20 protein-coding genes, 1 pseudogene and 2 riboswitches are annotated in these 25,375 nt (G+C 61.3%); of the genes and pseudogenes, 16 read left to right on the forward strand and 5 right to left on the reverse strand.

Going from position 1 to position 25,375, the window contains the following annotated elements; genetic code table 11:
- Positions 1–49 precede the first annotated feature (49 nt).
- A riboswitch (cobalamin riboswitch) is annotated at positions 50–246 on the reverse strand.
- Between the two features lie 54 nt (positions 247–300).
- A complete protein-coding gene (locus AB1286_RS25725; RefSeq protein WP_430366057.1) occupies positions 301–1,770 on the reverse strand; it encodes a cobyric acid synthase in 1,470 nt (489 codons plus the stop codon).
- A 160-nt stretch (positions 1,771–1,930) separates the two neighbouring features.
- Here AB1286_RS25725 and AB1286_RS25730 point away from each other — a divergent pair, with 160 nt between their 5' ends.
- The 5 genes from AB1286_RS25730 (at position 1,931) to AB1286_RS25750 (ending at position 6,507) form a co-directional block, all read left to right on the forward strand.
- Entirely contained in the window at positions 1,931–2,920 is a 990-nt protein-coding gene (locus AB1286_RS25730; RefSeq protein ID WP_430366058.1) for a CobD/CbiB family cobalamin biosynthesis protein, read from the forward strand.
- Positions 2,921–2,996: 76 nt separating this feature from the next.
- Entirely contained in the window at positions 2,997–4,094 is a 1,098-nt protein-coding gene (locus AB1286_RS25735) for a hypothetical protein (protein WP_430366059.1), read from the forward strand.
- Between the two features lie 49 nt (positions 4,095–4,143).
- Positions 4,144–5,451, forward strand: a complete 1,308-nt coding sequence (locus tag AB1286_RS25740; protein ID WP_430366060.1) for an MFS transporter — start codon at positions 4,144–4,146, stop codon at positions 5,449–5,451.
- 11 nt (positions 5,452–5,462) lie between these two features.
- Complete coding sequence (locus AB1286_RS25745; protein WP_430366061.1) at positions 5,463–6,059, forward strand: NADPH-dependent FMN reductase; 597 nt, start codon at positions 5,463–5,465, stop codon at positions 6,057–6,059.
- Between the two features lie 178 nt (positions 6,060–6,237).
- Positions 6,238–6,507 (forward strand): hypothetical protein, encoded by a 270-nt coding sequence (locus AB1286_RS25750; RefSeq protein ID WP_430366062.1) that lies wholly within the window; start codon positions 6,238–6,240, stop codon positions 6,505–6,507.
- A gap of 169 nt (positions 6,508–6,676) precedes the next feature.
- On the opposite strand, the pseudogene AB1286_RS25755 reads toward AB1286_RS25750, so the two are convergent.
- Positions 6,677–7,821 (reverse strand): annotated as a pseudogene (locus tag AB1286_RS25755) (IS3 family transposase); the annotation flags it as partial.
- Here AB1286_RS25755 and ribA point away from each other — a divergent pair.
- The 8 genes from ribA to AB1286_RS25795 all read left to right on the forward strand — a co-directional run bounded on the left by ribA (position 7,810) and on the right by AB1286_RS25795 (position 15,661).
- Positions 7,810–8,238: a GTP cyclohydrolase II RibA gene (gene ribA / locus AB1286_RS25760; RefSeq protein ID WP_430366063.1), complete on the forward strand. Its 429-nt coding sequence runs from the start codon at positions 7,810–7,812 to the stop codon at positions 8,236–8,238. The pseudogene AB1286_RS25755 and the gene ribA overlap by 12 nt on opposite strands.
- Entirely contained in the window at positions 8,235–9,962 is a 1,728-nt protein-coding gene (locus AB1286_RS25765; protein ID WP_430366064.1) for a WD40 repeat domain-containing protein, read from the forward strand. Before ribA ends, AB1286_RS25765 begins: the two co-directional genes overlap by 4 nt.
- Positions 9,940–10,905 (forward strand): formylglycine-generating enzyme family protein, encoded by a 966-nt coding sequence (locus AB1286_RS25770; RefSeq protein ID WP_430366065.1) that lies wholly within the window; start codon positions 9,940–9,942, stop codon positions 10,903–10,905. The genes AB1286_RS25765 and AB1286_RS25770 overlap by 23 nt, the downstream gene beginning before the upstream one ends.
- A gap of 827 nt (positions 10,906–11,732) precedes the next feature.
- Positions 11,733–12,125, forward strand: coding sequence for an IS66-like element accessory protein TnpA (tnpA, locus tag AB1286_RS25775; RefSeq protein ID WP_430362722.1), 393 nt, complete (start codon positions 11,733–11,735; stop codon positions 12,123–12,125).
- A complete protein-coding gene (gene tnpB / locus AB1286_RS25780; RefSeq protein WP_430361780.1) occupies positions 12,122–12,457 on the forward strand; it encodes an IS66 family insertion sequence element accessory protein TnpB in 336 nt (111 codons plus the stop codon). Before tnpA ends, tnpB begins: the two co-directional genes overlap by 4 nt.
- Positions 12,458–12,519: 62 nt before the next feature.
- On the forward strand, positions 12,520–14,052 hold the full coding sequence (gene tnpC, locus AB1286_RS25785) for an IS66 family transposase (RefSeq protein ID WP_430362721.1): 1,533 nt from the start codon (positions 12,520–12,522) through the stop codon (positions 14,050–14,052).
- A gap of 311 nt (positions 14,053–14,363) precedes the next feature.
- Positions 14,364–15,422: a threonine-phosphate decarboxylase CobD gene (cobD, locus tag AB1286_RS25790; RefSeq protein ID WP_430366066.1), complete on the forward strand. Its 1,059-nt coding sequence runs from the start codon at positions 14,364–14,366 to the stop codon at positions 15,420–15,422.
- Positions 15,422–15,661: a DUF1289 domain-containing protein gene (locus AB1286_RS25795; protein ID WP_430366067.1), complete on the forward strand. Its 240-nt coding sequence runs from the start codon at positions 15,422–15,424 to the stop codon at positions 15,659–15,661. Before cobD ends, AB1286_RS25795 begins: the two co-directional genes overlap by 1 nt.
- Before the next feature lie 73 nt (positions 15,662–15,734).
- Here the strand turns inward: AB1286_RS25795 and AB1286_RS25800 are convergent, their stop codons facing one another.
- The 3 genes from AB1286_RS25800 to cobA are packed head-to-tail and all read right to left on the reverse strand — an operon-like array spanning position 15,735 to position 18,780.
- Positions 15,735–17,033 (reverse strand): cobyrinate a,c-diamide synthase, encoded by a 1,299-nt coding sequence (locus AB1286_RS25800; protein WP_430366068.1) that lies wholly within the window; start codon positions 17,031–17,033, stop codon positions 15,735–15,737.
- A 2-nt stretch (positions 17,034–17,035) separates the two neighbouring features.
- On the reverse strand, positions 17,036–17,638 hold the full coding sequence (gene cobO, locus AB1286_RS25805) for a cob(I)yrinic acid a,c-diamide adenosyltransferase (protein ID WP_430366069.1): 603 nt from the start codon (positions 17,636–17,638) through the stop codon (positions 17,036–17,038).
- Positions 17,635–18,780: a uroporphyrinogen-III C-methyltransferase gene (cobA, locus tag AB1286_RS25810; RefSeq protein WP_430366070.1), complete on the reverse strand. Its 1,146-nt coding sequence runs from the start codon at positions 18,778–18,780 to the stop codon at positions 17,635–17,637. Before cobA ends, cobO begins: the two co-directional genes overlap by 4 nt.
- A 211-nt stretch (positions 18,781–18,991) precedes the next feature.
- A riboswitch (cobalamin riboswitch) is annotated at positions 18,992–19,258 on the forward strand.
- Between the two features lie 69 nt (positions 19,259–19,327).
- Between cobA and cobW the strand changes: the two genes are divergently transcribed.
- Genes cobW through AB1286_RS25825 form a run of 3 tightly spaced genes read left to right on the forward strand, consistent with a single transcriptional unit; the run spans position 19,328 to position 25,311 of the window.
- Positions 19,328–20,395 carry a cobalamin biosynthesis protein CobW gene (gene cobW, locus AB1286_RS25815; RefSeq protein WP_430366071.1) on the forward strand — a complete coding sequence of 356 codons (1,068 nt, stop codon included), beginning with the start codon at positions 19,328–19,330 and terminating at the stop codon, positions 20,393–20,395.
- Positions 20,396–20,422: 27 nt separating this feature from the next.
- On the forward strand, positions 20,423–24,223 hold the full coding sequence (gene cobN, locus AB1286_RS25820) for a cobaltochelatase subunit CobN (RefSeq protein WP_430366072.1): 3,801 nt from the start codon (positions 20,423–20,425) through the stop codon (positions 24,221–24,223).
- Positions 24,220–25,311 (forward strand): ATP-binding protein, encoded by a 1,092-nt coding sequence (locus AB1286_RS25825; protein ID WP_430366073.1) that lies wholly within the window; start codon positions 24,220–24,222, stop codon positions 25,309–25,311. The genes cobN and AB1286_RS25825 overlap by 4 nt, the downstream gene beginning before the upstream one ends.
- Positions 25,312–25,375: the final 64 nt, after the last annotated feature.

Here is a 25,375-nt window from a genome sequence, read left to right on the forward strand (position 1 = left end):
CCACGACCAACGGCGCTTGCGCATCGGGACACCCCGCCCGTCGCGGCTGCTTGGACCTCGGACGATGGCAGGTCTCCTGGCTCGCGGGTCGCCGCCCATGCCGACCTTCCCGGTTTCCCAGTGGTCTTCGTTGGCATGGACTCGCCGCTTACAGTTGCGGGGGCAGCCGCAGACTCGACGCGCGATGCGTCCTCACTGCGTTCCCTTTTGATCCCGGTGAGGGGAACCATCGGGGTAAGAGCGTACGGACGGAAGTCCCGTGCTGTCAAGGCCGTGCAAAAAAGGTCCGTTCCGTTGAACTCAGACTGGGCGCTCCCAGAGTCCATCAAGGCGCACGTGCCGGGCCACGGTATCGGCCAGCGTTTCGATCGACGCGAGCCGGCGCGCATCGTGATCGACCCGCAAGACATCGTCCTTTCCCGCCCAGCGCAGCAGCGCCTCGCATGCATCGGGTGAATCGAACAAGCCGTGCAAGTACGTCGCCAAAATCTGTCCGTCCTCCGAGATCGCACCGTCGGCTCGTGCGCCGGCGCCGTCTTGCAGATGAAGCGCTGGGCGCGATAGGGCTGGCCCCTCGCTCACGCCCATATGAATTTCATAGCCGCGTACCGGTACCGACTGCCCCAGGGAGAGCGTGCCCGCCGTGTTGACGAGTTGCTTATGCTGCGCAAGCGTCGTGTTGAAATCGAGCAGCGCGAGGCCTTCTGTCGTGCCGGCCTCGCTCTCGATCGCAAGCGGATCGCGCAATTCGCGGCCGAGCATCTGCAAACCGCCGCAAATCCCGATCAGTTTTCCGCCGTAGCGCAAATGTTTACGCAAATACGGTTCCCAGCCGCTTTGGCGCAGCGAATGAAGATCGCGCTGGACGCTCTTGCTGCCGGGCAACACCACGAGGTCGGCCGGGGGAATCGGATCGCCCATTCGCACGAAACGCAGATCGACTTGCGGATGGGCGCGCAGCGGATCGAAATCGGTATGGTTGCTGATGCGCGGCAATACCGGTACGACGACTCGCAGCGCATCGGCGGGCGCGGGGGCCGAACTGCGCTGTTTCGGCAGCGCATCTTCGGCATCGAGCCATAGATTGGGCACGAACGGCACCACGCCGAGGACGGGCTTGCCCGTTTGCGCCTCGATCCAATCGATGCCCGGTTGCAGCAACGATACGTCGCCTCGAAACTTATTGATGATGACGCCCCTCACCAGCGCGCGCTCGTCGTCGGACAAGCATGCCAAGGTGCCTAAGATCTGGGCGAACACGCCGCCGCGATCGATATCGGCGACCAGCACGACCGGGCAGCCGACCGCCGTCGCAAAACCCATGTTGGCGATATCGCCTTCGCGCAGGTTGACCTCGGCCGGACTGCCCGCACCCTCCACGAGCACGAGATCCGACTTCGCCCGAAGCCTAGCGAACGATTCGAGTACGGCTTGCCGTGCGATGGGCTTGTAGTGGTGATAGGCGCGCGCATCGAGATTGCCCGTCGATCGGCCGTGCACGATGACCTGGGCGCCGATGTCGCTGTTCGGCTTGAGCAGCACCGGGTTCATATCGACTTCGGGTGCGATGCCGGCCGCGAGCGCTTGCCATGCTTGAGCCCGGCCGATTTCACCCCCGTCCACGGTGACGGCGCTGTTCAGCGACATATTCTGCGGCTTGAAGGGTGCCACGCACAGGCCGCTGCGCGCGGCGATACGGCATAGTGCGCCCACGATGGTGCTTTTACCGGAATCCGAGCTCGTGCCCTGGATCATCAACATGCCAGCCATGTAACTCGTCCTAAACGGCGAAGAAGCGACGCAATGCACGACACGCATAGCGTCTCGTGCGAGGGGGACGTATTATGTCACCCGCCGAGCAGGGCTCGAAGCACGCAGTGTAAAGGAGCGCTTGCGAACGACTCCGCCAGATCGCTCTCACGAACATCGAATGATTGGACTTTCCGCCCCGATTACCTGCGTGCTTTGTTTTGCCGGCGTGATCATGGATGCGCTATTGGGCGAACCGTCGCGCGCGCATCCGCTCGTCGCGTTCGGCAAGTGGGCTGCCCGAATCGAACGGGCACTGAACCCCGACGGCCGCGCGGCGCACGGTTCGACAAGCGTCGAGGACGCCGTGCATGCGTCGCGTCCTTTTCGGGTGCGGATGGCCGGCGTGACTGCGTGGGCCATCGCCGTCGTGCCGCCCGTTGCGGCGGTCGCCGTGCTCACGCGTATGTTGCCGCCGGCTCTGTCGTGGCCCGTTCACGTTATCGCGTTGTGGTTCGCTCTGGGTGCGCGGAGTCTCGTCGATCACATCGCGCCGGTGGGGCAGGCATTGCTTGCACGCGATCTGCCGCTTGCGCGCACGCTGACCTCACGCGTCGTCACGCGCGATCTTTCTGAAGCGGACGAATCGGCGGTAGCCAAAGCCGCGATCGAATCGGCGCTCGAGAACGGCAACGACGCGATCTTCGGCGCGTTGTTTTGGTTCGTCGTCGCCGGAGGGGCGGGGGCGGTCGCGTTTCGGCTCGTCAATACGCTCGATGCGATGTGGGGCTATCGAACGCCGCGTATGCGCTACTTCGGCTGGGCGGCAGCACGTCTCGACGATGCCGCGAACTACCTGCCCGCACGGTTGACGGCATTCAGTTACGCCTTGTGCGGCAACCTGAGACAAGGACTCGCATGTTGGCGCACACAGGCCAAGGCATGGGACAGCCCGAACGCCGGGCCCGTGATGGCTAGCGGGGCCGGTAGCCTCGAGGTGGCTTGCGGCGGGGCCGCCTGGTACCACGGGGCGCTGGAGCCGCGCCCCGTCCTTGGATGCGGGCAGCCGCCGCAAGCCGTCGATATCGGCCGCGCCCTCTCGCTCGTGAAGCGCTCGATTGCGCTCTGGCTGGCCACGGTTGCCGTGCTGGCTGCCGCTACAATTTTCTAGGGGGGGCTGTCACCTGACCGAGGAGAGACCGTGGCCCATTTAACGCTGAATGTGCGTAGCAACCACCAGTACCCGCATGACGGAAACGCCATGCGGGTTCGCTTCCGGACACCTGGGGCTGAAACGAAAATCTCGACCGTTAATCATGCACCATATAAATTCGCTGGCTTACTTCAGGGCAGATAATCTCTTCGTTCTCGGCGATAAGCGAGGAAATATCGCACTGGTCGAACCTTCCAACCTCGATGCCGTATTCGAGACGAACGTTGGGAACACGACGATTCAGGCAATTGGAGTCTGCGAAGCACATCGGCTAGTGGTGACGCTCAACAAGGATTTCTCGGTAACGATATTGCGTCTCTCAGACGGAAAACTCGATGTTATCGCTTCGATCAATGGTCTCGAGCACATGGTCGAAGACGGCTATCAAGTGGCCTTTTCGGAAAGCCAGGAGATCGCCGGGACAACAGCGGAGACGGTGATCTTCATCGATTCGGGTGGCATCGATCGGTGCGATGTTGGCGCCGCTGTTCGCGATCTGGCTTTTATCGGCACGGACGGCGTCCTTGCTTGTCTCGAGGACGGCAAGCTGATCGAAATTCAATGGCGTCATCCCATGTCGTCTCGAACGGTATTCAGGAGTGCCGGAGAGCCTATCTGGTCTCTAGCTATCAATCCGGACAACAAGACGATCGCGGTAGGCGAACGGATGGGGCGCATTGTCATTCTGAATCGTGACGAATCGGGCTCAATGGAGGAGGTCATCTCAACGTCGTCGCGAATCCCGAAGCGGATGAAATGGCTGAATCGAGAGATTCTGCTCGTCGTGCACAGTTCCGCGATCGACAGGATCTCCTACATCGAGGGCAAGTGGAGTCACGAAGAGAACTTCTATAATGGCCAATCGAATACCGTCGAGGACTTCCTCATCTTGGAGAATGGAAGGTTTCTCGTTGGCATCACCTACAACAAGCTGATCCTCGTTTGGGATGTTGCCACGGGTGAATTGCTGAGCTCGAGTTATTGGGACTTCGACTATGCGAAGGGCATGCTTCTCGAAAAAAACTCGAAAAACGAATTCTATGTTTACGGACGAGATATGGTCATGAAGAAATTCTGCCTTCACGACGCCCAGGTTAACTGCCTGAAAATATTCGAGAAGACGAACAGCTAAACGCGCCGCATAGGGGCGCGGCCGATAGCTCATAGTTTGGGATAACTCGATGATCAAGAAGCGTGTCTATTTTTCGTTGCCGCGGCAGTTCTATCTTTTTCAGGGCGGCATCATTTTCGGCTACTTTGCATTGCGTTTGATGTTGCTCGGTACTTCTTGGTGGTGCCTACAGCAAACGCACAGTACGGTAGCACTCGGCTCGGTACTGTCCGCGATTGTTCTGCTGGAGTTGCTCACGGGTCCGCTTGCGGCGCCACTCGGTGATCGCTTCGGAGCGAAGCTGGTCAAGCTCACATTCTTGATTCAGATATTGTGCCTCCTCGCCCTAGGATCTGCCGCTCTGCTGCTGAAAACATTCAGTCCGCTAGCCGTTGTTCCCCTGCTCGTGATCGCGCAATTGGCTGACTCCGCGCGAGATCCACTGGCAGATTCGTTGCTTCCGCAACTTATCGGAAGCGAGGGGTTGGTCGATGGAGAGCGCATTCGACGTGCCCTTGGAACGGCGTCACGGATTCTCGGTCCGGTGGTAGGGGGCGCCGTGACGGCTTTGATGGGGCCTCCAGTGACGCTATATCTCGCGGCGTTTGCCTTCTGTGTAGGCGCTTATATGTGTGCGGTGTCGGGCGCAGGCCGGCAGTCAGGCGCTGACGATGCGCATGATTCATCGCAGTCTTCACCTCCGTCCGCTTCGTGGATGCATGAGTTGGTGCGCGGCTTTCGTAGTGTCATAGCGATAAGAACAGAATTGGCGATTGCGCTGGGCAATGCGTTCCTGATGGTCGGTGTGAGCACCTTCATGCTGATTGCGCTGCCCCAACTCGCGCAAGAAACGCACGGAGCGTGGGTTATGGGAGCCGTAGATGGTGCGTTTGGATTTGGGGTGTTCACCGCTGCGACGCTTGCCGTTAAGCGACTGAATCTGAAGATCGGGCGATACCGGACGGTCGTGATGGGTTTGCTTTTGCACGTGGCCGCCTTTGCCGTGTTATTCACGGGGCCGAAGATCGTGATGCTGCTTGTTGTCGGTGGATATGTGCTCGGCTTCGCTTCGGTTCCAGTCGCCACCAATCTCACCGCATTGCGTTTGCAGGCGACACCTCCTGACTACAGAACCCGCATTATTGCCAACACAATGTTTATTTCGTCGATCTTCCTGCCAGGCGCTCTATACGCCGCAGGATGGATTTCACGTTCCTTGGGAGTTGGCGCGTTGCTGGGGGCCGTGCTCTCGAGCGCAGTAGTGGCGACCCTCATCATACCCTACGCGCCGCATTTGAAGAGTCTGCTGAGAAAGGAAAAAACAGAAGGGAATTCCGAATACGTGACATTGTTTCCGAAAGCTTTTGGTAATCAGTAAGGGAGTGAATCTTGAAAGCGTTGATTGTCAACGGTAGTCATCGACAGAACTCCGAAAGTGCTCGGGTGGCGCGGGTCTTGCAAGATCACTTTCTTCCGGCGCATTTCACGGATATCGGTCTCCATGATCTCGGGGAGATGGATCTGCCGTTTTGGGACGAGGGCGTTTGGAACGGAGACCCCGAATGGGAGTTCAAGCTTGAGAAGCTGAGAAAGGATCAGTACGAAGCCGATGCGCTGATATTTGTTTGTCCCGAGTGGAATGGTATGGCGACCCCGAGGTTGAAGAACTATTTCCTACTTGGCGATGAGGGTGGCCTCGAGGACAAGCCGGCCCTGATCGTAGCCGTGAGTGCCGGCCTTGGGGGGGCGTATGTGGTGTCCGAACTGCGTTCAAGCAGCTATAAGAATACAAAGCTCTGCTACATCCCTGACCACTTGATTATCCGGGATGTCTCCAACATGCTAACGACGGCGCCCCTGTTTTCGGACGATCCGATCGCCGACCGTTGCCGCTATTCGGTCGGTAGGCTCGCTGTATATGCACAAGCATTGTCCGTAGTAAGGGTGCCGTTGAACGAGCCCCGCTCGTATCCGTACGGCATGTAGCTAAATGCGAAAACAGGAGTGGCTAACGCGAGGGCCGTTGGCGCTAACAGACGATACAAAAAGCGCTCGGGGAGCATAGCAAACGTCGAGTGCACTGAGGTTCCGCAGGTTTTCGCGCTGCGTTCATCGACCCGCCGCTGGCAGAATTCGGCCCCACGAAAGGACTTCAATTCATTTTATGACCAAACTCGCTGCTATCCGATCAATGGTGAGCTTGCCAATCGAGTTGCCGGGTGGCGGCATCTCATCCGGCAAGATATTTAGCTTCTCCGGACTCAAGGACGACCTCGAACATTTCGCGCTGAAGCTAGGTTCTCCTCATCCGCTGAGCCCGCTGGTACGAGTGCATTCCGAGTGCGTAACTGGCGATGTTCTACGCTCGGTTCGATGTGATTGCGGCCCGCAATTGTCGGAGGCGATTCAATTCCTTAACGATGAGGGCGGCTGAAGTTGACCCGCTTCTACGGACGGATTTGCAGTAGCGATCGATATGTGATTTAACCTCCGTTAAGCGGTAAGTCGCGGGTTGTCCACGGACGGGCGGCGGGTCGCCTGTCACGACCACGACGACGCCCGGCGGTGGGCAACCCGCACGGGGACATGATTTCGTTTTTTGTGTGCTCGTCTTCGAACTCGAGCGGCGAGTGGTAGCCGATGCTGCTGTGCAGGCGGCGCAGGTTGTACCAGCCCTCGAGGAACCAGAACAAACGTCCTCGCGCCTGTTCGTGCGTATCGAAGTGCTCGCGCATAAGCAGTTCCGATTCGAGCGTGCCGAAGAAGGATTCGCACATCGCGTTGTCGTAACAGTCGCCAGCCGTACCCATCGAAGGCTGCACACAGGCTTCACGACAGCGCCGTCCGAAGGCAATCGACGTATATTGGCAGCCCTGATCGGAATGCAGAATGACCCCGCGAGCTCGACGTTGCGCGAGCGCCATATCGAGCGCACGCAGCATCAGTTCCGTGTACAGATGATTGGACATTGCCCAGCCTACGATGCGGCGGCTGAACACATCGAGCACGACGGCCAGATACAGGAATCCCTCGCCGGTTGGAATGTAGGTGGCGTCTGCAACCCACAGCACGTTCGGCGCTGCGGCGCTGAAGTGGCGACGCACCAGATCAGGGGCACGCCGTGCTCCCGCGCGTTGTCGCGTAGTGCATTTCCATTGCCTGCGACTAGCCCCGCACAGGCCGGCCAGACGCATGAGTCGCGCGACGCGCTTGCGCCCGACATGCACGCCTTCGCGTTTGAGCTGGGCATGGATACGCGGCGCGCCATAGGTGCCGCGCGAACTGGCGTGCAGCATGCGAATGCGCGAGAGCAACTGCGCATCGCTGCATGCCTGCCTCGAGGGTTCCCGCACGAGCCACGCGTAGTAGCCGCTGGTGGAGACTCGCAGCAGCCGCGCCATCGTGGCAATGGGCCAGCGGGCCCGGTTCGCTTTCATGAATCCGTACCCTTCGGCGGTACGGCCCCCGTCTCCCGAGCGAACCAGGCAGCCGCGTGAGAGAGTATGTCGCGCTCCATCTCGAGTTGGCGCACCTTACGACGCAGCCGCGCCAATTCCTGCCGCTCGGCCGTCGTCAGTCCGTCCTGGCGCACGCCCGAATCGCGATCGGCCTGCACGACCCAGTTGATGATGCTTTGCGCCGTCGGCTCGAACTCGCGCGCCAATTCCTCAGGCGTACGTCCCGCCTTCACCAACTCCACCATCTGCGCCCGGAACTCCGCCGGGTACGCCTTCCGATGCTTGCCCATAACGGCACCTCCTCTTCAAAAAGAATAGGTGTCCGTTTTCGCGGGTCAACTTCAGGCTACCTCCTGTATTTGCGTCAAGAAGGTCGTGGAATTGGTCTATATCAAAAGCTTGCCGCTTATCGACTCCAAGATGAAGGATATGACACTTTCGAAGCAAACCGGCGCCTGGGCTTTCGCGACGACGAGCGGGATTTTGGGATTGCCGCTGCGATGCTTGAAGCGCTTTCCGTGTCACGAATACGGTTGCTGAGTAACAACCCCGACAAGCAAGCGCAGCTCGAAGCGGCGGGGATAGCCGTCGAGGAACGGATTCCAACCGGTGTATTCATAGCCGAACACAATCGCCCCTATCTTGAGGCAAAGGTTCGGGTCGCGCGACACACTATGGATATCGGTAACACGGAGGTGATCAGTTGATTGCACATCGTTCCCCAATCAGCGGGGTGGCCGCGTTCGGAGGCCGCTTCGTCGCGACCGCTGGCTACGACAACCAGGTAATTCTCTGGGATGCGTCCACGCAGCGAGCCGTGGGTCGAGCACTTCATGACCATCTTGCGAACCAGGTCGATTTCAGTCCGGATGGGCGTTATCTCGCCAGCGCATCCAGCGACTACACCGCACGGATCTGGACCGTTCCGGACTTGAAGCTACATACGGTCCTGTCCGATCATCTCGATGACGTGGAAATGGTCGTGTTCCATCCCGTTAGAGACTTGGTTGCGACAGCCTCGCGCGATCACCGTATCCGAATTTATGATCTGGACGGAAACCTAGTGCGGTGTTTCATCGGACACCAGGCCGACGTCATTTCCGTCGTTTGGTCGTCGTGTGGCAATTACCTCATTTCGTCGAGCGACGATGGCACCGTCAAGCGTTGGTCACTCGATTCTGGAAACCTGGTCGCCGACGTCGACGTGGGCGGTGTCGAGACGGACACCATCGCGATCGACGCCGCCGGCAGCATATACGCAGGCAACGATGAGGGTAACATCCTGGTGATTCTTGATGGCTGCGTGACGACGATTCATGCACATACCGCAGGAATCAAGCGTTTGGTGTACAACGCCCACGAGAGTCTCCTCGTCAGTCTCAGCTATGACCGTTCTATGTGTGTATGGAGGATCGGCGAAACCCTCGAAAGAATCACCAGTGCGGCGCTTCCCGCTGAAGTATGGGCAAGGTCATGCGCGTTCATCGACGGGAGAACGTTGGCTTTCGCGACATTCGGTAGCAGCTACGCCGTTTATCACATTGGGTCCGCCACATGGGACCTGTCTAACGTGCGGCCGACGGCTGGCGTAAATGCGGTTGCGTTGCACGAGGGGCAGCGCATGACGATCGGCGACAGCGGTGTGTTTGCGATCGATGGCCGCCCGGTCACGAATCTCGGAAGCTTATGTAACTTTATCGCTCCGACCGATGCACACATTTTCACGGGAGGCCAGCTAGGTCAGGTGATGAGCGCGCTGTCGGGCGAGATTCTCTACCACCATCATTCGCCGCTCAATTGCGGCGTCGCGTTCGTGCGCGATCGGCAGACGCACGTGATAATTGGTGCCTACACCGGGGAAGGGCTGATCTTCAGGGGGGGGCCGGACGGTCGCGTTTCACACGTCGCGACCCTGCGACTTCACTCGAACGCTGTCAAGTCTGTATCGGTGTCAGACGGAGTCATCTTTTCGGTATGCGCCGACAAGAGTGCGTCATGGTTCTCGGTGGACACCTTCGAGGAAATCGCACGGTTGGAGGATGCTCACGGTCGCATCGCCAATGGCTCTGCGGCCCTACCTCGCCAACGCTTTGTGAGCGTTAGCCGGGACCGCAAAATGCGCATCTGGCAGAAAGGGGGAGCGCAGATGATAGACACGCCACACCAGCGCTCAATCAAGTGTGTTGCTACCTCTCCCGATGGACGCTACATCGCAAGCGGCTCCTATTCTGGCGTCGTAGCAATCTATGACATGATTGAGGCACGGTGGGTCGCGGAGAATCGCCCCACGGCATCGGGTATTTCGTCCATCTGTAGCGGCTTAGTGCCCGGCACGTTCCTGATGGGCTCGTATGACGGACACGTCTACGAACTGGACGTCGTAGCTCAACCGTCCATTGGCGCGAGATATGCAGAATCCCAACCAGCTTGATCCGCGGTCTGCGATGGGGCTTCCTGGGCGATTCCACGATCGCCTTGGAAGCGACATCATGTCCGTGCACGTTGATTTGTTAGAACGCGATGCGGCGCAATTGGTCTCCGTGCTTGAATCGAGAACGGAGGATGGGCAGCGTCGCTTCGCCGCAGGATTGGTGCTCGCTTTACGCGGAGATCCTCGCTTATCGGTCGAGCGACCACAAATGATTGTTTTGCCCGGCGGACGGGCGAAGCTAGGGCTGAACCCGCATAGGGTCGAGCGAGTCGTTGATCAGTGGGCACACTGCGGCGTACGTCGCGAATGGATCTTGAAGGAATGCCCCGAGTACGAGTGCGACCTGGAGCCGTTTGCGCTATCGCGGTTTCCAGTGACGAATCTTGAGTATCGTGCCTTTCTGGAGGCGACCGGTAGCGAAATTCTACCCACGTCGTGGCAATTCGGCATCTACCCGGTATGGTTCTCGAACCACCCGGTCTGGACTGTTCCGCCAACTGCCGCCGACGCCTATGCGAAGTGGCTAAGCGAACGGACTGGGCGACGCTTTCGCCTCCCCACGGAAGCCGAATGGGAATACGCCGCGTCCGACGGCGGACGACGCGAATATCCGTGGGGTGACGAATTCGATGCTAAGCGCGCAAATACCGTAGAAGCTGGGCCACTCTTTACGAGCCCGGTGGGTATGTATGCGCTTGGTAGATCCGCGGCCGGGCTAGACGATATGGGGGGGAACGTCGAGGAATATACGGCGGACGACTATGCCCCTTACCACGACGGCGACGCGATCGACGACGATTTGCTACGAACGTGCGGATCGTATCGAGTAGCGAGGGGCGGAAGCTTTACTCGATTCGGCGATTTGACTAGATGTCGCCGGCGACACGGATGGTATCCGGGGCCGATTTACGCCATGGGGTTCCGATTAGCAGAAACAATGTAGCCCAAAACGCACTTTGCTGCGTAATCTCCGATTGCGCTGCGATTGGCTTGGGTTGCCAATCCCTTCGGTGCGAGTCAGCACAATGAGTACTGAGATCGGCGGTCCGTTTATGGCTGAACCTTACCGATCGACATCGGTGCCCTCTTCCTTGACTCGGCGCAACTTGGCGACCTTCCTGCTCGGACGTTACCGCCCTTTGCTGTGCCGGCGCTCTGAAGTACGCACGCGGCCCAGGGCGAGGAAGCATTGCTTTTCCCTCCCCACGCAGCGCGAAGCCGATGAACGTTATGTTCCTTTGGGTCGGTCGGCAAATCTGCGCTACAACCCGGCGTCAATCAGCAGACGCCGACACAAAATTTTTCCTATCTATCAATGACGTATGCCACGGTTGGCGAAAAGTTCACGAATCCCGGTCGATCCTTTAGTGCGCTTCGGTGACAATTCGCCCCTGACGGATATCGAAAAGACCGTCAAAACTGTAGATTTCCCCATAGACGACAAGCTTCGCGAGCGTCGCCGAACCCATGCATTGCTCTTCCGCAGTGGACGTACGCCACGCTCCAGTCGGTCAAACCGGCTTAGCCATGTCCTCCGCGTGAATTGTTTCTTTGTAAGCCAACGTCAACAGAATCGATAGGCTCAGCATCGCACCTAGATGAATAAGTCTTGTGACTTGCAACAACATCGATTCCAGCGCCGTATGACGGGACCCTATCGTAACAAGGTCTTGAGCTATCCGTAAGCACCCGGCAAAGTCGCCTTGAAGCTCGAGTGTTCTGACGCGAGCATCGTGTCCATTAACAACTTTTAATGGACAGGTGTACACGATGGAAGAACTCGTAGCGAATCCCGAAGTCGCAGTGCAGCCGGTGCGGCGCCGCCGGCATAGCAAAGAATTCAAGGCGGAAGTGATGCGCGCGGCGATGCAGCCGCACGTGTCAATCGCGGCGGTGGCGCTGCACTATCGTCTCAATGCCAATTTGGTTCGCACATGGATCACCCGGCAAGCCAAGCGGCACGGGGCTACACAGGCCAGTCATTCAACCAATGTGTCACCCGCGGAATTTGTTCCGCTACAACTCGCGGCGCCGCCGAGCGTTGCGCCGGCGCCGGGCGCAATCGAGGTGGAAGTGCGCCGTGGAGCGACGGTGGTCACGGTGCGTTGGCCATTGTCGGCCGCCAGCGACTGCGCTGCGTGGTTGCAAGGTTGGCTGCGGTGATTCGCATCGAGGCGATTTGGCTGGCGACCGAACCGCTGGATATGCGCGCCGGCACCGAGACGATCCTCGCACGTGTCGTCAAGGTCTTCGGCTCGGCACGCCCGCATCACGCGTACTTGTTCGCCAACAAGAACTCGACGCGCATGAAGGTGCTCGTCTATGACGGCTTGGGTATCTGGCTGGCCGCTCGGCGTCTGAACAAGGGGCGGTTCATCTGGACGAATGGGGACCTGATGATCGCCACCGCGCTCAACTCCGAGCAATTGCAGGCGCTGGTGATGGGGCTGCCCTGGCGCACGCTTGCCCACGATCACGCGATCACGGTCGTGTAATGTCCCTAAAGCCGTAAACTGGCTTGCTTCCGCGGCGCGGTGGGTTCTGGCAGACTGCCCGCATGAACCTACCCGCCAATCTCGACGCTATGAGTCCCGACGAACTGCGCACGCTGGCTGCGCAGTTGATGGCTCAGGTTGGCGAGAACGAGCGGGAGCTGCGCTACCGCCAGACGCGCATCGACCAGCTCACGCACGAGATTGCTACGCTCAGGCGCCTGCAATTCGGCAAGCGCAGCGAGCAACTGAACGTCGAGCAGATGAGCTTGCTGAACGAAGCCATCGACGCCGACCTGGCCGCGCTGGAAATCGAGCTCGAGCAGTTGAAGTCGAAGCCGCCCGAGGACAAGCAGCGCCAGCAGCCCAAGCGTGCGCCGTTGCCAGCACGCTTGCCGCGCACCGACATCCACCATGAACCCGACGACATCACGTGCGCCTGCGGTTGCCAGCGCGTGCGTATCGGCGAGGACATCAGCGAGAAGCTGGACTATACGCCGGGCGTGTTCACGGTCGAACGTCACATCCGCGGTAAATGGGCCTGCAAGGCATGCGAGACGCTGATTCAGGCACCCGTTGCGCCCCATGTGATCGACAAGGGCATTGCCACCGTCGGGTTGCTCGCCCAGGTGTTGGTCGCGAAGTACGGCGATCACTTACCGTTGTACCGTCAAGAACGCATCTTTGAACGCGCGGGTCTTGCCATCCCCCAGTCAACGCTGGGCGAGTGGGTTGGCGTTTGCGGTGTGCGATTGCAGCCGCTGGTCGACGCGCTTCGGGAGGTGCTTCTCCAGCACGACGTGCTGCACGCCGACGAGACGCCGGTGCAAATGCTCGTTCCCGGCAAAGGAAAGACACAGCGCGCGTATGTATGGGCATACGCCACGACGCAGTTCACCGACGTGCGCGCCGTCGTCTACGAGTTCGCCGATAGCCGCGCGGGCGAACATGCTCGCAAGTTCCTCGGCAACTGGCGCGGCAAGCTTGTATGTGACGATCACAGCGGCTACAAAGCCGGATTCGAGTTGGGCATCACCGAGATCGCATGTGTTGCCCATGCAAGACGCAAATTCTTTGAGCTGCACGCCAGCAACAAGAGTGCAATCGCCGAGCAGGCGCTGAAATACTACGGCGAACTTTACGCGGTCGAGCGCGATGTCGCAGAACTCACTCCCGATCACAGACGTGAAGTGCGCCAAGAACGCGCTCGGCCGATCGCCGATGCGTTACATCAATGGATGCTCGCCCAACGCAAACTCGTCTCTGAGGGATCGGCGATCGCCAGGGCACTCGACTACAGCCTCAGGCGTTGGGAGGCGTTCACGCGTTATCTGGACAACGGGCACGTGCCCATTGATAACAACTGGCTCGAGAACCAGATCCGTCCTTGGGCCATCAGTCGGTCGAACTGGTTGTTTGCCGGTTCGTTGCGCGCCGGACAACGCGCTGCGGCGATCATGAGCCTCATTCGATCCGCGCAGCTCAACGGCCACGATCCCTACGTCTATCTGAAAGACGTCCTCAATCGATTGCCCACTCATCGAGCCGACGACATCGCCGCGCTTCTACCGCATCGTTGGGTACCTGCTGCAGCTTGATCGCCAGCGCTTTGCGCCCGGGATGCCTTCACCGGGTGCTTACAGCTATCCAGAGGGGTGACCGGAATGTCCGCTTGCGGGAATATCTGGCGACCATCATCGGTCGGCAGCGACTGACCGGGGAGCAGTGTGCCTGTGCAGCTTAGCGTTCGAAAAAAAGCCGTTTCATAGTTGCCCCCCCCAAAAAAATAGGTGGTGGTGGCCGGGCGTGCAGTCGTGAACGGAATGCGTAGGGGCGGGCAGCTTGACTGGAAGGCTTATGATAGTAATTTGCGCTTACCTTATTCATGTCCCTTTCCTGACGATCGCCCATGTTTTCACTCCCCCTTCCGGCGCACGTGCCTCATGGCGGCAATCTTACGGAGGCCGCCGCTCGATACGGCATTGCGCGCGAGGATTGGATCGACCTCTCGACCGGCATCAATCCGCACGGTTATCCGGCCGTGCAGATCGATCCGCAAGTGTGGATCCGGCTGCCCGACGATAACGACGACCTCGAGGCGATCGCAGCCGCACACTACGGCGCATCGCGCGCGCTCGCGGTGGCGGGCACGCAGGCCGCCATCCGCATGCTGCCGGCGGTATTGCCGCCGGGGCGCGTGGGGGTGGGGCTATTGACCTACGGGGAATACGCCCCGGCGTTCGAGCGGGCCGGGTTTCCCGTCGCGCGGTTCGTGACCTCGGCGCTTACGGACTTCGAACGAGCCGCATCGTTCGTGCTTGACCCGGCGCGCGAGCTGCCTGCCGATTTAAAGCATCTGATTCTGGTCAATCCCAACAACCCGGGTACGGAGCGATACAGCCCGCAACAGATCATGGCATGGGGCGAGCAACTTGCCGCCCGCGGCGGTACGCTCGTGGTGGACGAAGCGTTTGGCGAGTCGATGCCGGATCTGAGCGTGGCGAATCTCGCGAATCGAGACGGGTTGATCGTGCTGCGTTCGATCGGGAAATTTTATGGCCTCGCCGGCGCACGCGTCGGCTTCGTGCTGGCAAACGACAGCATCGACGAAGCCATGCGCGCGATGCGTGGCCCATGGTCGGTCTCGGGGCCCGCCCGCGTGGTAGCGCGAGCCGCATTGCTCGATACCGAATGGCAAACGCGGACGCGCGCCGAACTCATCGCCTCCGGGGCGCGTCTCGCGAATCTGCTTCGGCCGTATCATCCGAACGTGATGAGCACGCCGCTGTTTTCATGGGTGAGGACCGAGCATGCGCCGCGTTGGCAGGATGGCCTCGCTCGCTTGGGTATTTGGGTGCGCCGGTTCGACGTGGTACCGGGAATCCGGTTCGGCCTTCCGGCGACCGAGACCGAATGGGGCCGGCTGGAATCGGCATTAAGTGCAGTAGGGAAAGAGGTGCAGGGGTGATGGAAAACGAAGAAGTCGGTAGCCGAAGCGAAGATCTTACGGATGCGATTGCAGCGGCGCGCACGGTGCGTCCTGTCGGCTCGCCATGTATCGACGTCTGCCGCATGGATCAGACGCGCAGCTATTGCGAAGGATGTTTGCGCACGCGAGAAGAGATCAAGGCTTGGAAATCGCTGAGCGAATCGGAGAAACTGACGATGCTCGATCGGTTGTCGGAGAGGAATAGCGAGCGAGTTTAAGCGGTGCATCACGCGTTGTTCTGCACGCGCGGCGCTTTCAAACTCCATCGTCTCGAACTTTGCGACCGATCGATTAGAACGCCGAACCTTTGAACAATGCCGCGGCAAGCGCGGGATTCGACGGCCAATAGCCGTGCATATACGTAGCGACGATCGACGCTTCGCGAAACATCGGCTCACCGGCTGCATCGCTTTGCGGCCGATAGGTGTGACGCTCGGGAACCAAATCGGTCGCCATGCTCGAATAATGAAACGTGTGCCCGGTCATGACACCGTATTTCGAATTCAATGCTTGCATGCCGAGACCGCGAAGCCGTTCGTGCATTGTCGCGTGTCCGGGAAGCAAGCCGAGCATCGGGGTTTGAACGCCCGCGGCATCGGTCAAGCTGTCGAGCAAATAGAGCATTCCCCCACATTCGGCGAGGATCGGCTTGCCCGCCGCGGCGTGTGCCCGAATCGAGGCTGCGCTAACCGTGCTCGCGGCAAGCGTCGGCGCATGCAACTCCGGATAGCCCCCAGGTAGAAACAATGCATCAGTCCCATCCGGCACGGGCTCGTCGGCCAGCGGCGAAAAGTACGCAACGTGTGCGCCGAGCGTTTCCAGCAGGCCCACGTTGGCCGGGAAGATGAACGAGAACGCGGCATCGCGGGCCATTGCGATTCGCATTCCGTCGAGCGACTTCGGTAATGCGAGCGGTGCCTGCGGTTCGAAGAAAACGGGCGGCGGCAACTCGGCGAGCGCCGTATCGGCGATCGATTTAGCCGTCAAATCGATGCGCGCGTCGAGTTCAATGATCTCGCCCGCTTGATGCAATCCCAAATGCCGTTCCGGCAGCTTGATCCGATCGGACCGGCACAAGTGGCCGAGCCAACGGATATCCTTCGGTACGCTTTCCTCGAGCATCCGCGCATGGCGCTCCGAGCCTACGTGATTGGCGAGCACGCCGTAGATCGACACGTCGGGCCGGTAGTGGGCCAAGCCGAACGCAAGCGCGCCGAACGTTTGCGCCATCGCCTGCGCGGAGATCACGGCCGCGACGGGCACGCCAAATCGTGCGGCCAAATCGGCACTGCTCGGCGTACCGTCGAACAATCCCATGACCCCTTCGATCAGGATCAAGTCCGCTTGTTCGGCTGCTTCGGCCAGCAACCGGCTGCACCCGTCTTCCCCAACCATCCATAGGTCGAGCGATTGCACAGGGGCGCCGCTCGCCCGCTCGAGGATCATCGGGTCGAGGAAGTCGGGGCCCGTCTTGAACACGCGCACCTTGCGGCCGCGTTCGCGATGCAAGCGGGCAAGGCCCGCCGTGACCGTCGTCTTGCCTTGCCCCGATGCGGGGCCCGCGATCAGAAGAGCAGGGCATGCCGGCACGATCAGAACTCCACGCCGCGCTGCGCTTTCACGCCTTGCTCGCGATACGGATGCTTGACGAGACGCATTTCGGTGACCAGATCGGCCGCCTCGATCAGTGCATCGGGTGCGTGCCGGCCCGTGACGACGATATGCTGCATCGGCGCGCGAGCCGTCAGCACGCCGAGCACTTCGTCGAGCGGCAAATACTCGTACTTCAAAACGGTATTCAATTCGTCGAGGATCACCATTCGATATTCCCCGCTTTCGATCATCGCCACGGCTTGGTCCCAACCCTTGCGGGCGGTGGCCATGTCGGCTTCGCGGTTCTGCGTGTTCCACGTATAGCCGTCGCCCATGGTGACGAAATCGCACTTTGCATGCGCGCCGAGGAAATCGCGCTCCGACGTGTGCAAGGCGCCTTTGATGAATTGCACGATGCCTATGCGCTCGTCGTGACCGAGCATACGCACCGCCATGCCGAATGCAGCGGTGCTCTTGCCTTTGCCGTTGCCGGTATTGACGATCAGCAAGCCCTTTTCCAACGTCGCGGAAGCTTGCTTTTTCTCGTGTCCTTCGCGGCGCCGCTGCGTCATACGCAGATGCGATTCATTGTCCGTCTTCATGATGTCCTTGATCGATCCTGCTTGTCCGATTGGCCCGAAACGGCGACTGCCACCGTTACGCCGTCCAGCGCTTGCTTCTCGCGAATAAGCATACCGTCCGCCGCCGCGAGCAGTGCGCACGGCTCGCATACCCCGTCCACACCGAGGTGGGTCTGAACGTGCGGCGACGTGCGCAGTGCCGGGTAGCGGCTAAAGCACGCTTGAATGTCTTGTGCCGAAAACGTGACCAGCGGTAACCGGTAGCGCTCGCAAAAAGCGGTAAGCGCCGGTTCGCCGGCCTTCGTCTCGAGTGTCGCGACCGTCGCGACGTCGGCGATCGTATTTGGTGCCAAGCAGGTGCCGATGGCCGCCTCGATCTGATCGACGGTGACGCCCCGGCGAAATCCCAATCCGACCGTCAGCGTTCTTCCCGGCAGGGCGGCTGCGTCCTTGCGAGCCAAGGCGGCCACGCTGCCGATGACGAGAATCGCCGGCGATCCCAGCCCGGCTTGGCTCACGCCGGCCGGCAGCCTGTCCAAAGTGGTCAAGACTTCGCGCTGCTTGGGCAGCGTGGCCGATTCGATCGCGACGCAAGGCGTGTCTCCCGGCAGGCCTGCCTGAAGCAGCGCATCGGCGATGTCGTCCACGCGCCGAATGCCCATGTAGACGACCAGCGTCAAGCCGGTGGCCGCCAATGCCCGCCAGTCGGGCTCCTTGTCGTCGGCGCCGTGGCCCGTGACGAAGATGGCGCCCTGCGCCATTCCCCGGTGCGTGATGGGGATGCCGAGCGTCGCCGGCGCGGCGATGCCGGCCGTCACGCCGCTGATGACCTCGACTTTCACGCCGGCGGCGCGCAATGCCTCCAACTCCTCTCCGCCCCGCCCGAACACGAACGGATCGCCGCCTTTCAGGCGCGCCACGCTACGGCCGGCCCGCAGATGCGCGAGCATCGTGGCGATGATCTCGTGTTGCGGCGTCGACGGGCTTCCGCCGCGTTTGCCGACGTGAACGATATGCGCGTCGGCACGCGCCAACTCGAGGATCTCCGGGTTGACCAGGTCGTCCACGAGGACGACATCGGCCGATGCGAGCGTGCGCATGGCTTTCACGGTCATCAATTCGGCGTCGCCCGGGCCCGCTCCGATCAGCCATGCCCGGCTCATCGCCGCCTCCCGTCGAGAGATCGGGCGGCTGGCACACGTAGGCGTCGAGCGGCGCCGTATTGCGGGTGCCACGGGGAGACGGCGCACGGGGCGCCGAGGCGAGGCTGCATGTTCGAGAAAGCGGGAAGACAAGGGGAAACGAAGATACCACAGGCCTTTAGCGCGCCACGTTCGCAAGCTGCGTTTCCTTGACGGGTCCGTCCCACATACCTACACTCGCGACTAATCTGGTGCTCGCGCATGCGTTCGAACATGCGCAGTTAAACGGGAAACAGCGGTTCGGCACGATGCAAGTCGCGGCCAACCTGCCTGTGCTGCCCCCGCAACGGTAAGCGAATGTGTCGCGCTCGCGCGATACACGGCCGGCTTCGACACATGCATCGTCATGCATGTGCTAAACCACTGCGCGCTAGCGTGCGCGGGAAGGTGAAGCGGTACGTTCGTCAGCCCGGATACCGGCCGGAGAAGACGACAGCATGCTGCGGGAAGGCGGCGCGCCGTCGGGAGAATCAGTGCTTTGTCACCTTTGTCCATCATGTCGACATCCATGCGCAAAATCCCCGTGACCGTTATCACGGGCTTTCTCGGCAGCGGTAAAACCACGCTGCTGCGACATATCCTCGCTCAGGCAAAAGGCTTGCGCGTTGCCGTGATCGTGAACGAATTCGGCGAACTCGGCATCGACGGCGAAATCCTTAAAGGTTGCGGCATCGGGTGCGACGAAACGGGGCAAGCGCGCGAAGGTCAGCTGTACGAACTGGCGAACGGGTGTTTGTGCTGTACCGTTCAGGAGGAGTTTTTCCCGGTGATGGAGGCCTTGGTCGAGCGGCGGGCAACGATCGATCACGTTTTGATCGAAACGTCGGGGCTCGCGCTGCCGAAGCCGCTCGTGCAAGCGTTCAACTGGCCGTCGATCCGCAACAGCTTCACGGTGGATGCGGTCGTCACCGTCGTCGATGGACCGGCGGCCGCGAGCGGCCAATTTGCCGACGATCCGAGCGCGGTGGATGCGCAGCGCAGAAGCGACCCCAATCTCGACCATGAATCGCCGCTGCATGAGCTGTTCGAGGATCAACTGAGCGCGGCCGACCTTGTCGTGCTGAACAAGACCGACTTGCTGGACGAGACGGCTCAAGCAGCCGTTTCCAAGCTCATTCGCGAAGACATTCCCCCGCACGTCAAGATCGTACCGGCGAGCAACGGGCGGCTCGACCTGTCGGTCTTGCTCGGCTTGAATGCGGCTTCGGAGACGACGATCGACGCACGCCCCGATCATCACGGCTCGGCCGACGATCCCGATCATCATCACGACGATTTCGATTCGGTCGTCGTTTCGGGTGCGCCGGGCACGCGCGAGCACGCGATCGCCGCGCTCAGGCATCTGGTCGCCAATCATACGATCTATCGCGCAAAGGGCTTCGCCGCCTTGCCGGGGGCGGCCATGCGGCTTGTCATCCAAGGCGTGGGCGAGCGTTTCGACAGCTATTTCGATCGGCGTTGGCGCGACGACGAAACGCGCGCGAGCAAGTTCGTGCTGATCGGCGAAGACTTGGATGCGGCGCGGCTGCAACGCGACTTCGACGCCGCGCTCGCGGCGTCGGGCGCGGCCGCGTAATCCGGTTGCCTCGTCAGCGAGCCTTGCATGCATTTGCTTCGGACGGTCCCCGGTGGTTTCGTCGATGACACCGCGGGTGTCGTTCGTATCGATCAGCGTCCCGGCGATATCGTCGTGCTCAGCTCGGCCGATACGACGCTCTCGCTGCTGGCCGGCGTGGTCGAGCGGTTGGGCCATGGCTTCCCGAGCCTGAGGCTGACGAACGTCACGTATCTGCGTCAACCGGCGTCCGTCGACTTTTATGTCGACGACGTGCTCCAGCATGCACGCGTCGTCGTCATCGATCATTTGGGCGGCGAAGCCTATTGGCCGTACGGGATCGAACGGGTGGTTCAACTGGCGCGGGCTAAGGGGCAGACGCTCGTCATGTTCTCGGGCGATTTGCAGGAAGATCCGAATCTCATCGCGCAGAGCACGGCCAGCCCGGAATTTTGTACGCGCTTATGGCGTTACTTGCGCGAGGGTGGGCCCGCCAACGCCGAGGCGTTTTTGCGTGCGATTGCATGGCATGCGTTGGGTTGGGGCGAGGAGCCCCCGCTGCCGGTGTGCGTCCCGAACGCGGCGCTTTACCATCCTCGTCACGATCGGCCGGCGATGTCGGATTGGCAAGCGCGTTGGCAGCTCCATGCACCTGTCGTCGCGATCCTCTTTTACCGCGCGCATCTTCAGGCATCGAACACGGCCGTATTCGATGCGTTGATCGAGGCGCTCGAGGCGCGGGGCCTCAATCCACTGCCGATCGCGATTACCTCGCTCAAGGATGCGGTCAGTCATGCGCTTGTGACGGAGCTGTGCCGCGAGCACGAGGTAGGGCTCGTCCTCAATACGACGGCGTTCGCCGCGTCGACGCCTGAAGACGGCAAATGGCCCGTGTTCGGCATCGACGCGCCGGTTTTCCAAGTCATTCTGAGCGGCGGCAATCGCGACGATTGGGTCAAGGACAACCAGGGCCTCAATTCGCGCGATATCGCGATGCATATCGCCTTGCCCGAAGTCGACGGCCGCATCATTACGCGAGCGATCAGCTTCAAGGGCCTTGCATACCGGTGCCCGCATACCGAAGTGGACGTGGTGCGCTATCAGCCGGACCCGGAGCGCGTGGCGTATGTCGCCGAACTCGCTCGCCGCTGGTGCAGGCTGCGCACTTTGGCCAACGAAGAGAAACGGCTTGCCTTGGTCCTCGCGAACTATCCCGCGAGCGAAGGGCGAATCGGTAACGGCGTGGGGCTCGATACGCCGGCGTCGGTCGTGGAAATCCTGAAGTCGTTGGAGCAGGGGGGCTATTGCACCGATGCGTTGCCGATCGACGGCGAAGCGCTGATGGCGCGTCTCATGCAAGGCGTGACGAACGATCCCTCGGTGCGCGATTTGCGCCCGGCGCTGCAAAGTTATTCGCTCGACGACTACCAAGCGGCGTTCAAGGCGCTGCCTGAGCAAGTGCGCGATGCGCTCAACGAGCGCTGGGGACCGCCGGAGAGCGACCCGACCGTGCGGCAAGGGCGCTTCATGATCGCCGGATGGCGGTGCGGGCGTATCTTCGTCGGCATTCAACCGTCGCGCTCCCGTGTGGCGGGCGATTACGCGAGCTATCACGACGCCGATCTCGTTCCCCCGCACGCCTATCTTGCGTTTTACTTTTGGCTGCGCGAGGTCTTCAAGATCGATGCGCTCGTCCACGTCGGCAAACACGGTAGCCTCGAATGGCTACCCGGTAAGAGCGTGGCGCTTAGCGAGAGCTGCTGGCCCGACCTGACGCTCGGTCCCATGCCGCATCTTTACCCGTTTATCGTCAACGACCCCGGTGAAGGCAGCCAAGCGAAACGGCGCGCGCAGGCGGTCATCATCGATCATCTGATGCCGCCGCTTACCCGCGCCGAATCGTATGGGCCGCTGCAAGACCTCGAGCGGCAAGTCGATGAGTACTACGAAGCATTGATGGTCGATGCACGCCGGGCGAAGCTGCTGCGCGGCACGATCCTCGAAACGATCGTCCGCCATCGGCTGCACGACGAGCTCAGTATCGCGAAGCCCACGGGGCAAGACGAGGAAGATGCGCTGCTTACGCGTGTCGACGCGTGGCTCTGTGAATTGAAAGAAGCGCAAATCCGGGATGGTCTGCATGTGTTCGGCCGGTCGCCGGCGGGGCGCGAGCGGCGCGACACGTTGCTTGCACTCGCGCGCTTTCCGGTGGGCGATGGGCGAGGCAAAAACGCCGGTTTGATCGATGCGCTCGCGAAAGATCTCCATATCGATCATCTGTTCGATCCGCTGACGGCGGAATGGTCGACGCCTTGGACCGGGCCTCGTCCGGCGCTTCTCGAGCGCGTCAGTACCGCCCCATGGCGGCATAACGGCGACACGCGCGAGCGATTGGAGCTATTGGCCCAACGCCTGCTCGATTCGCTCTGCGATAGCACGGCCGAGGACCATATCCCGATGCAGGCGCTGCCGTTGACCGGCCAGGTGCTCGATCGTGTACGCGAAGATGTCGCGCCGCGTCTTGCGGCCTGCGGCAGCGAAGAGTTGCGGCACCTGAAGCGCGGGCTCGAAGGGCGTTTCGTGCCGCCCGGACCGAGCGGTTCGCCCTCGCGCGGCCGGCCCGACGTGCTGCCGACGGGGCGCAACTTCTATTCCGTCGATACGCGCTCTATCCCGACTCAAGCGGCCTGGGCCTTGGGCTTGAAATCGGCGCGCCAGTTGCTCGAACGTCATCTACAAGAGCATGGCGACTATCCGCGCGCGATCGGTCTATCGGTCTGGGGGACGGCCACGATGCGCACGGGCGGCGACGATATCGCCCAGGCGATGGCGCTGCTTGGGGTGCGTCCGAAATGGGCGCCGGGCAGCCACCGCGTGACCGATTTCGAAATCCTGCCGGCCGGCGTGCTCGAGCGGCCGCGCATCGACGTCACGCTGCGCGTCTCAGGATTTTTCCGCGATGCGTTTCCGAACGTCATGCATTTGTTCGATGCGGCCGTGCAAGCGGTCGCCGAACTCGACGACGAGCCCGAGGACGTCAATCCGATCCGTGCGCGCGTGCTGCGCGAACGCGATGCATGGATCGCACGCGGCCTCGATGCGAACGAGGCCCGAAAACGGGCGGGCTGGCGGGTGTTTAGCGCGAAGCCGGGCGCCTACGGTGCCGGGTTGCAGCAGATGATCGATGCGAAGGCTTGGGATACCGATGAGGATCTGGCCGATGCCTACCGCGCATTCGGCGGCTATGCCTATGCGTCGGCAAGCGCGGGCGAGCAGGCCCATGGTGCATTCGCCACGCGCTTGGCCAGCATCGATGTCGTGCTGCAAAACCAGGACAATCGCGAGCACGATCTGCTCGACTCCAACGACTATTACCAATTTCAAGGGGGGATGGCCGCGGCCGTGCGCCATTTCTCCGGCCAGCAGCCCGAGCTTTATCACGCGGATCACAGCAATCCCGACGCTCCGCGCGTTCGGCCGCTCGGCGAGGAGATTGCGCGCGTGATCCGTTCGCGCGTCGTCAATCCGAAATGGCTCGACGGCGTGAAGCGGCATGGTTACAAGGGGGCGGCGGAGATCGCGGCGACCGTGGATTATCTCTACGGATACGACGCGACCGCACGCGTGGTCTCGGACCATCAATACGCGCTTGTCAGCGATGCTTACGTGAACGATGCCGATACGCGCAACTTCATGCGGCAACACAATCCGCACGCGCTTCATTCGATCTGCGAGCGTCTGCTCGAAGCGATCGAACGCGGTTTGTGGCAGGAGCCGGGTGCGTACCGGGCGCAGATCGAAGAACATCTGCTCGATACCGAGCAACGAATCGAACAGAGGTCATCGTGAATCGATCGAATGCCCCCGTCGCCGGCGTGGTGCCGCCGCCTTTTCCGCTGAGTGCCTTGGTCGGTCAAGACGCGCTGCGCGACGCATTGCTGCTCGTCGCGGTGGATCCGTCGATCGGTGGCGTCCTCGTCAGCGGCCCGCGCGGCACCGCCAAATCGACGGCGGCGCGCTCGCTCGCCGAGTTGCTGCCCGACGGCCACTTCGTGACGTTGCCGCTCGGCGCGAGCGAGGATCGCGTGGTCGGTACGCTCGATCTCGACGAAGCGCTGCGAGGCGGCGAAGTCAAATTTTCGCCGGGGTTGCTCGCACGCGCGAACAACGGCGTGCTGTATGTGGACGAAGTGAACTTGCTGGCCGACGCCTTGGTGGACGTCGTGCTGGACGCGGCGGCCAGCGGAATCAACGTGGTTGAGCGCGACGGCATCTCCCATAGCCACGCGGCGCGCTTCGTCTTGATCGGCACGATGAATCCCGAGGAGGGCGAACTTCGCCCGCAATTGCTCGATCGATTCGGGCTCATGGTGCAACTGGAAAACTGTTTCGATGCCGAAATCAGGCAGCGAATCGTCAAGGTGCGCCTGGCCTTCGACAGCGATCCGCACGCGTTACGAGCCTCGTACGAGCACGAGCAGCAACGGTTGGCCCAGCGCATTCGCGAGGCGAGGGCGAGCTTGCCCGAGTTGGGATTCGCCGACGATGTGCACGACACGATCAGTACGCGCTGTATCGACGCGGCGGTCGACGGCTTACGTGCGGATCTCGTCATGCTGCGAGCGGCACGGGCGTTGGCCGCTTTGGAGTCGGCGGCCGTCGTGACGAGCGAGCATGTGGAACGCGTTGCGCAATTCGTGCTGCGGCATCGAAGGCGCGACAGCGCCGAGCGCTCGCCCCGCGGCGCGGGCGAAGCGCACCGGCCGTCAAGCGGCGAGTCGCCCGGCGACGAACGCCGGTCGAAGCCCGGTCAGTCGGACGAGGGCGGCGGTTCGAGCCGCGACGACACCGACGCGGACTGGGGCTACCTGCCGCCGGAGCCTACCGGGATGCTGAACGTCAAAGGGGTGATCCCGCTTTCGGCAAAAAAACGCTGAGCCATCGGAAAGGCGCGTTCGCTGATTCGATCAGCGGATTTCGATGGCCATCGGGCGCCGACGG

Origin of the sequence: Trinickia sp. NRRL B-1857 (assembly GCF_050470685.1) — a bacterium.
GTDB lineage: Bacteria > Pseudomonadota > Gammaproteobacteria > Burkholderiales > Burkholderiaceae > Trinickia.

Excerpts from the sequence above, each read along its gene's own strand:
- AB1286_RS25725 (WP_430366057.1), bottom strand. The coding sequence starts at position 1,770 with ATGGCTGGCATGTTGATGATCCAGGGCACGAGCTCGGATTCCGGTAAA.
- AB1286_RS25730 (WP_430366058.1), top strand. The coding sequence starts at position 1,931 with ATGATTGGACTTTCCGCCCCGATTACCTGCGTGCTTTGTTTTGCCGGC.
- AB1286_RS25735 (WP_430366059.1), top strand. The coding sequence starts at position 2,997 with ATGACGGAAACGCCATGCGGGTTCGCTTCCGGACACCTGGGGCTGAAA.
- AB1286_RS25740 (WP_430366060.1), top strand. The coding sequence starts at position 4,144 with ATGATCAAGAAGCGTGTCTATTTTTCGTTGCCGCGGCAGTTCTATCTT.
- AB1286_RS25750 (WP_430366062.1), top strand. The coding sequence starts at position 6,238 with ATGACCAAACTCGCTGCTATCCGATCAATGGTGAGCTTGCCAATCGAG.
- ribA (WP_430366063.1), top strand. The coding sequence starts at position 7,810 with ATGCTTGCCCATAACGGCACCTCCTCTTCAAAAAGAATAGGTGTCCGT.
- AB1286_RS25770 (WP_430366065.1), top strand. The coding sequence starts at position 9,940 with ATGCAGAATCCCAACCAGCTTGATCCGCGGTCTGCGATGGGGCTTCCT.
- tnpA (WP_430362722.1), top strand. The coding sequence starts at position 11,733 with ATGGAAGAACTCGTAGCGAATCCCGAAGTCGCAGTGCAGCCGGTGCGG.
- tnpC (WP_430362721.1), top strand. The coding sequence starts at position 12,520 with ATGAACCTACCCGCCAATCTCGACGCTATGAGTCCCGACGAACTGCGC.
- cobD (WP_430366066.1), top strand. The coding sequence starts at position 14,364 with ATGTTTTCACTCCCCCTTCCGGCGCACGTGCCTCATGGCGGCAATCTT.
- AB1286_RS25795 (WP_430366067.1), top strand. The coding sequence starts at position 15,422 with ATGGAAAACGAAGAAGTCGGTAGCCGAAGCGAAGATCTTACGGATGCG.
- cobO (WP_430366069.1), bottom strand. The coding sequence starts at position 17,638 with ATGAAGACGGACAATGAATCGCATCTGCGTATGACGCAGCGGCGCCGC.
- cobA (WP_430366070.1), bottom strand. The coding sequence starts at position 18,780 with ATGAGCCGGGCATGGCTGATCGGAGCGGGCCCGGGCGACGCCGAATTG.
- cobW (WP_430366071.1), top strand. The coding sequence starts at position 19,328 with ATGCGCAAAATCCCCGTGACCGTTATCACGGGCTTTCTCGGCAGCGGT.
- cobN (WP_430366072.1), top strand. The coding sequence starts at position 20,423 with ATGCATTTGCTTCGGACGGTCCCCGGTGGTTTCGTCGATGACACCGCG.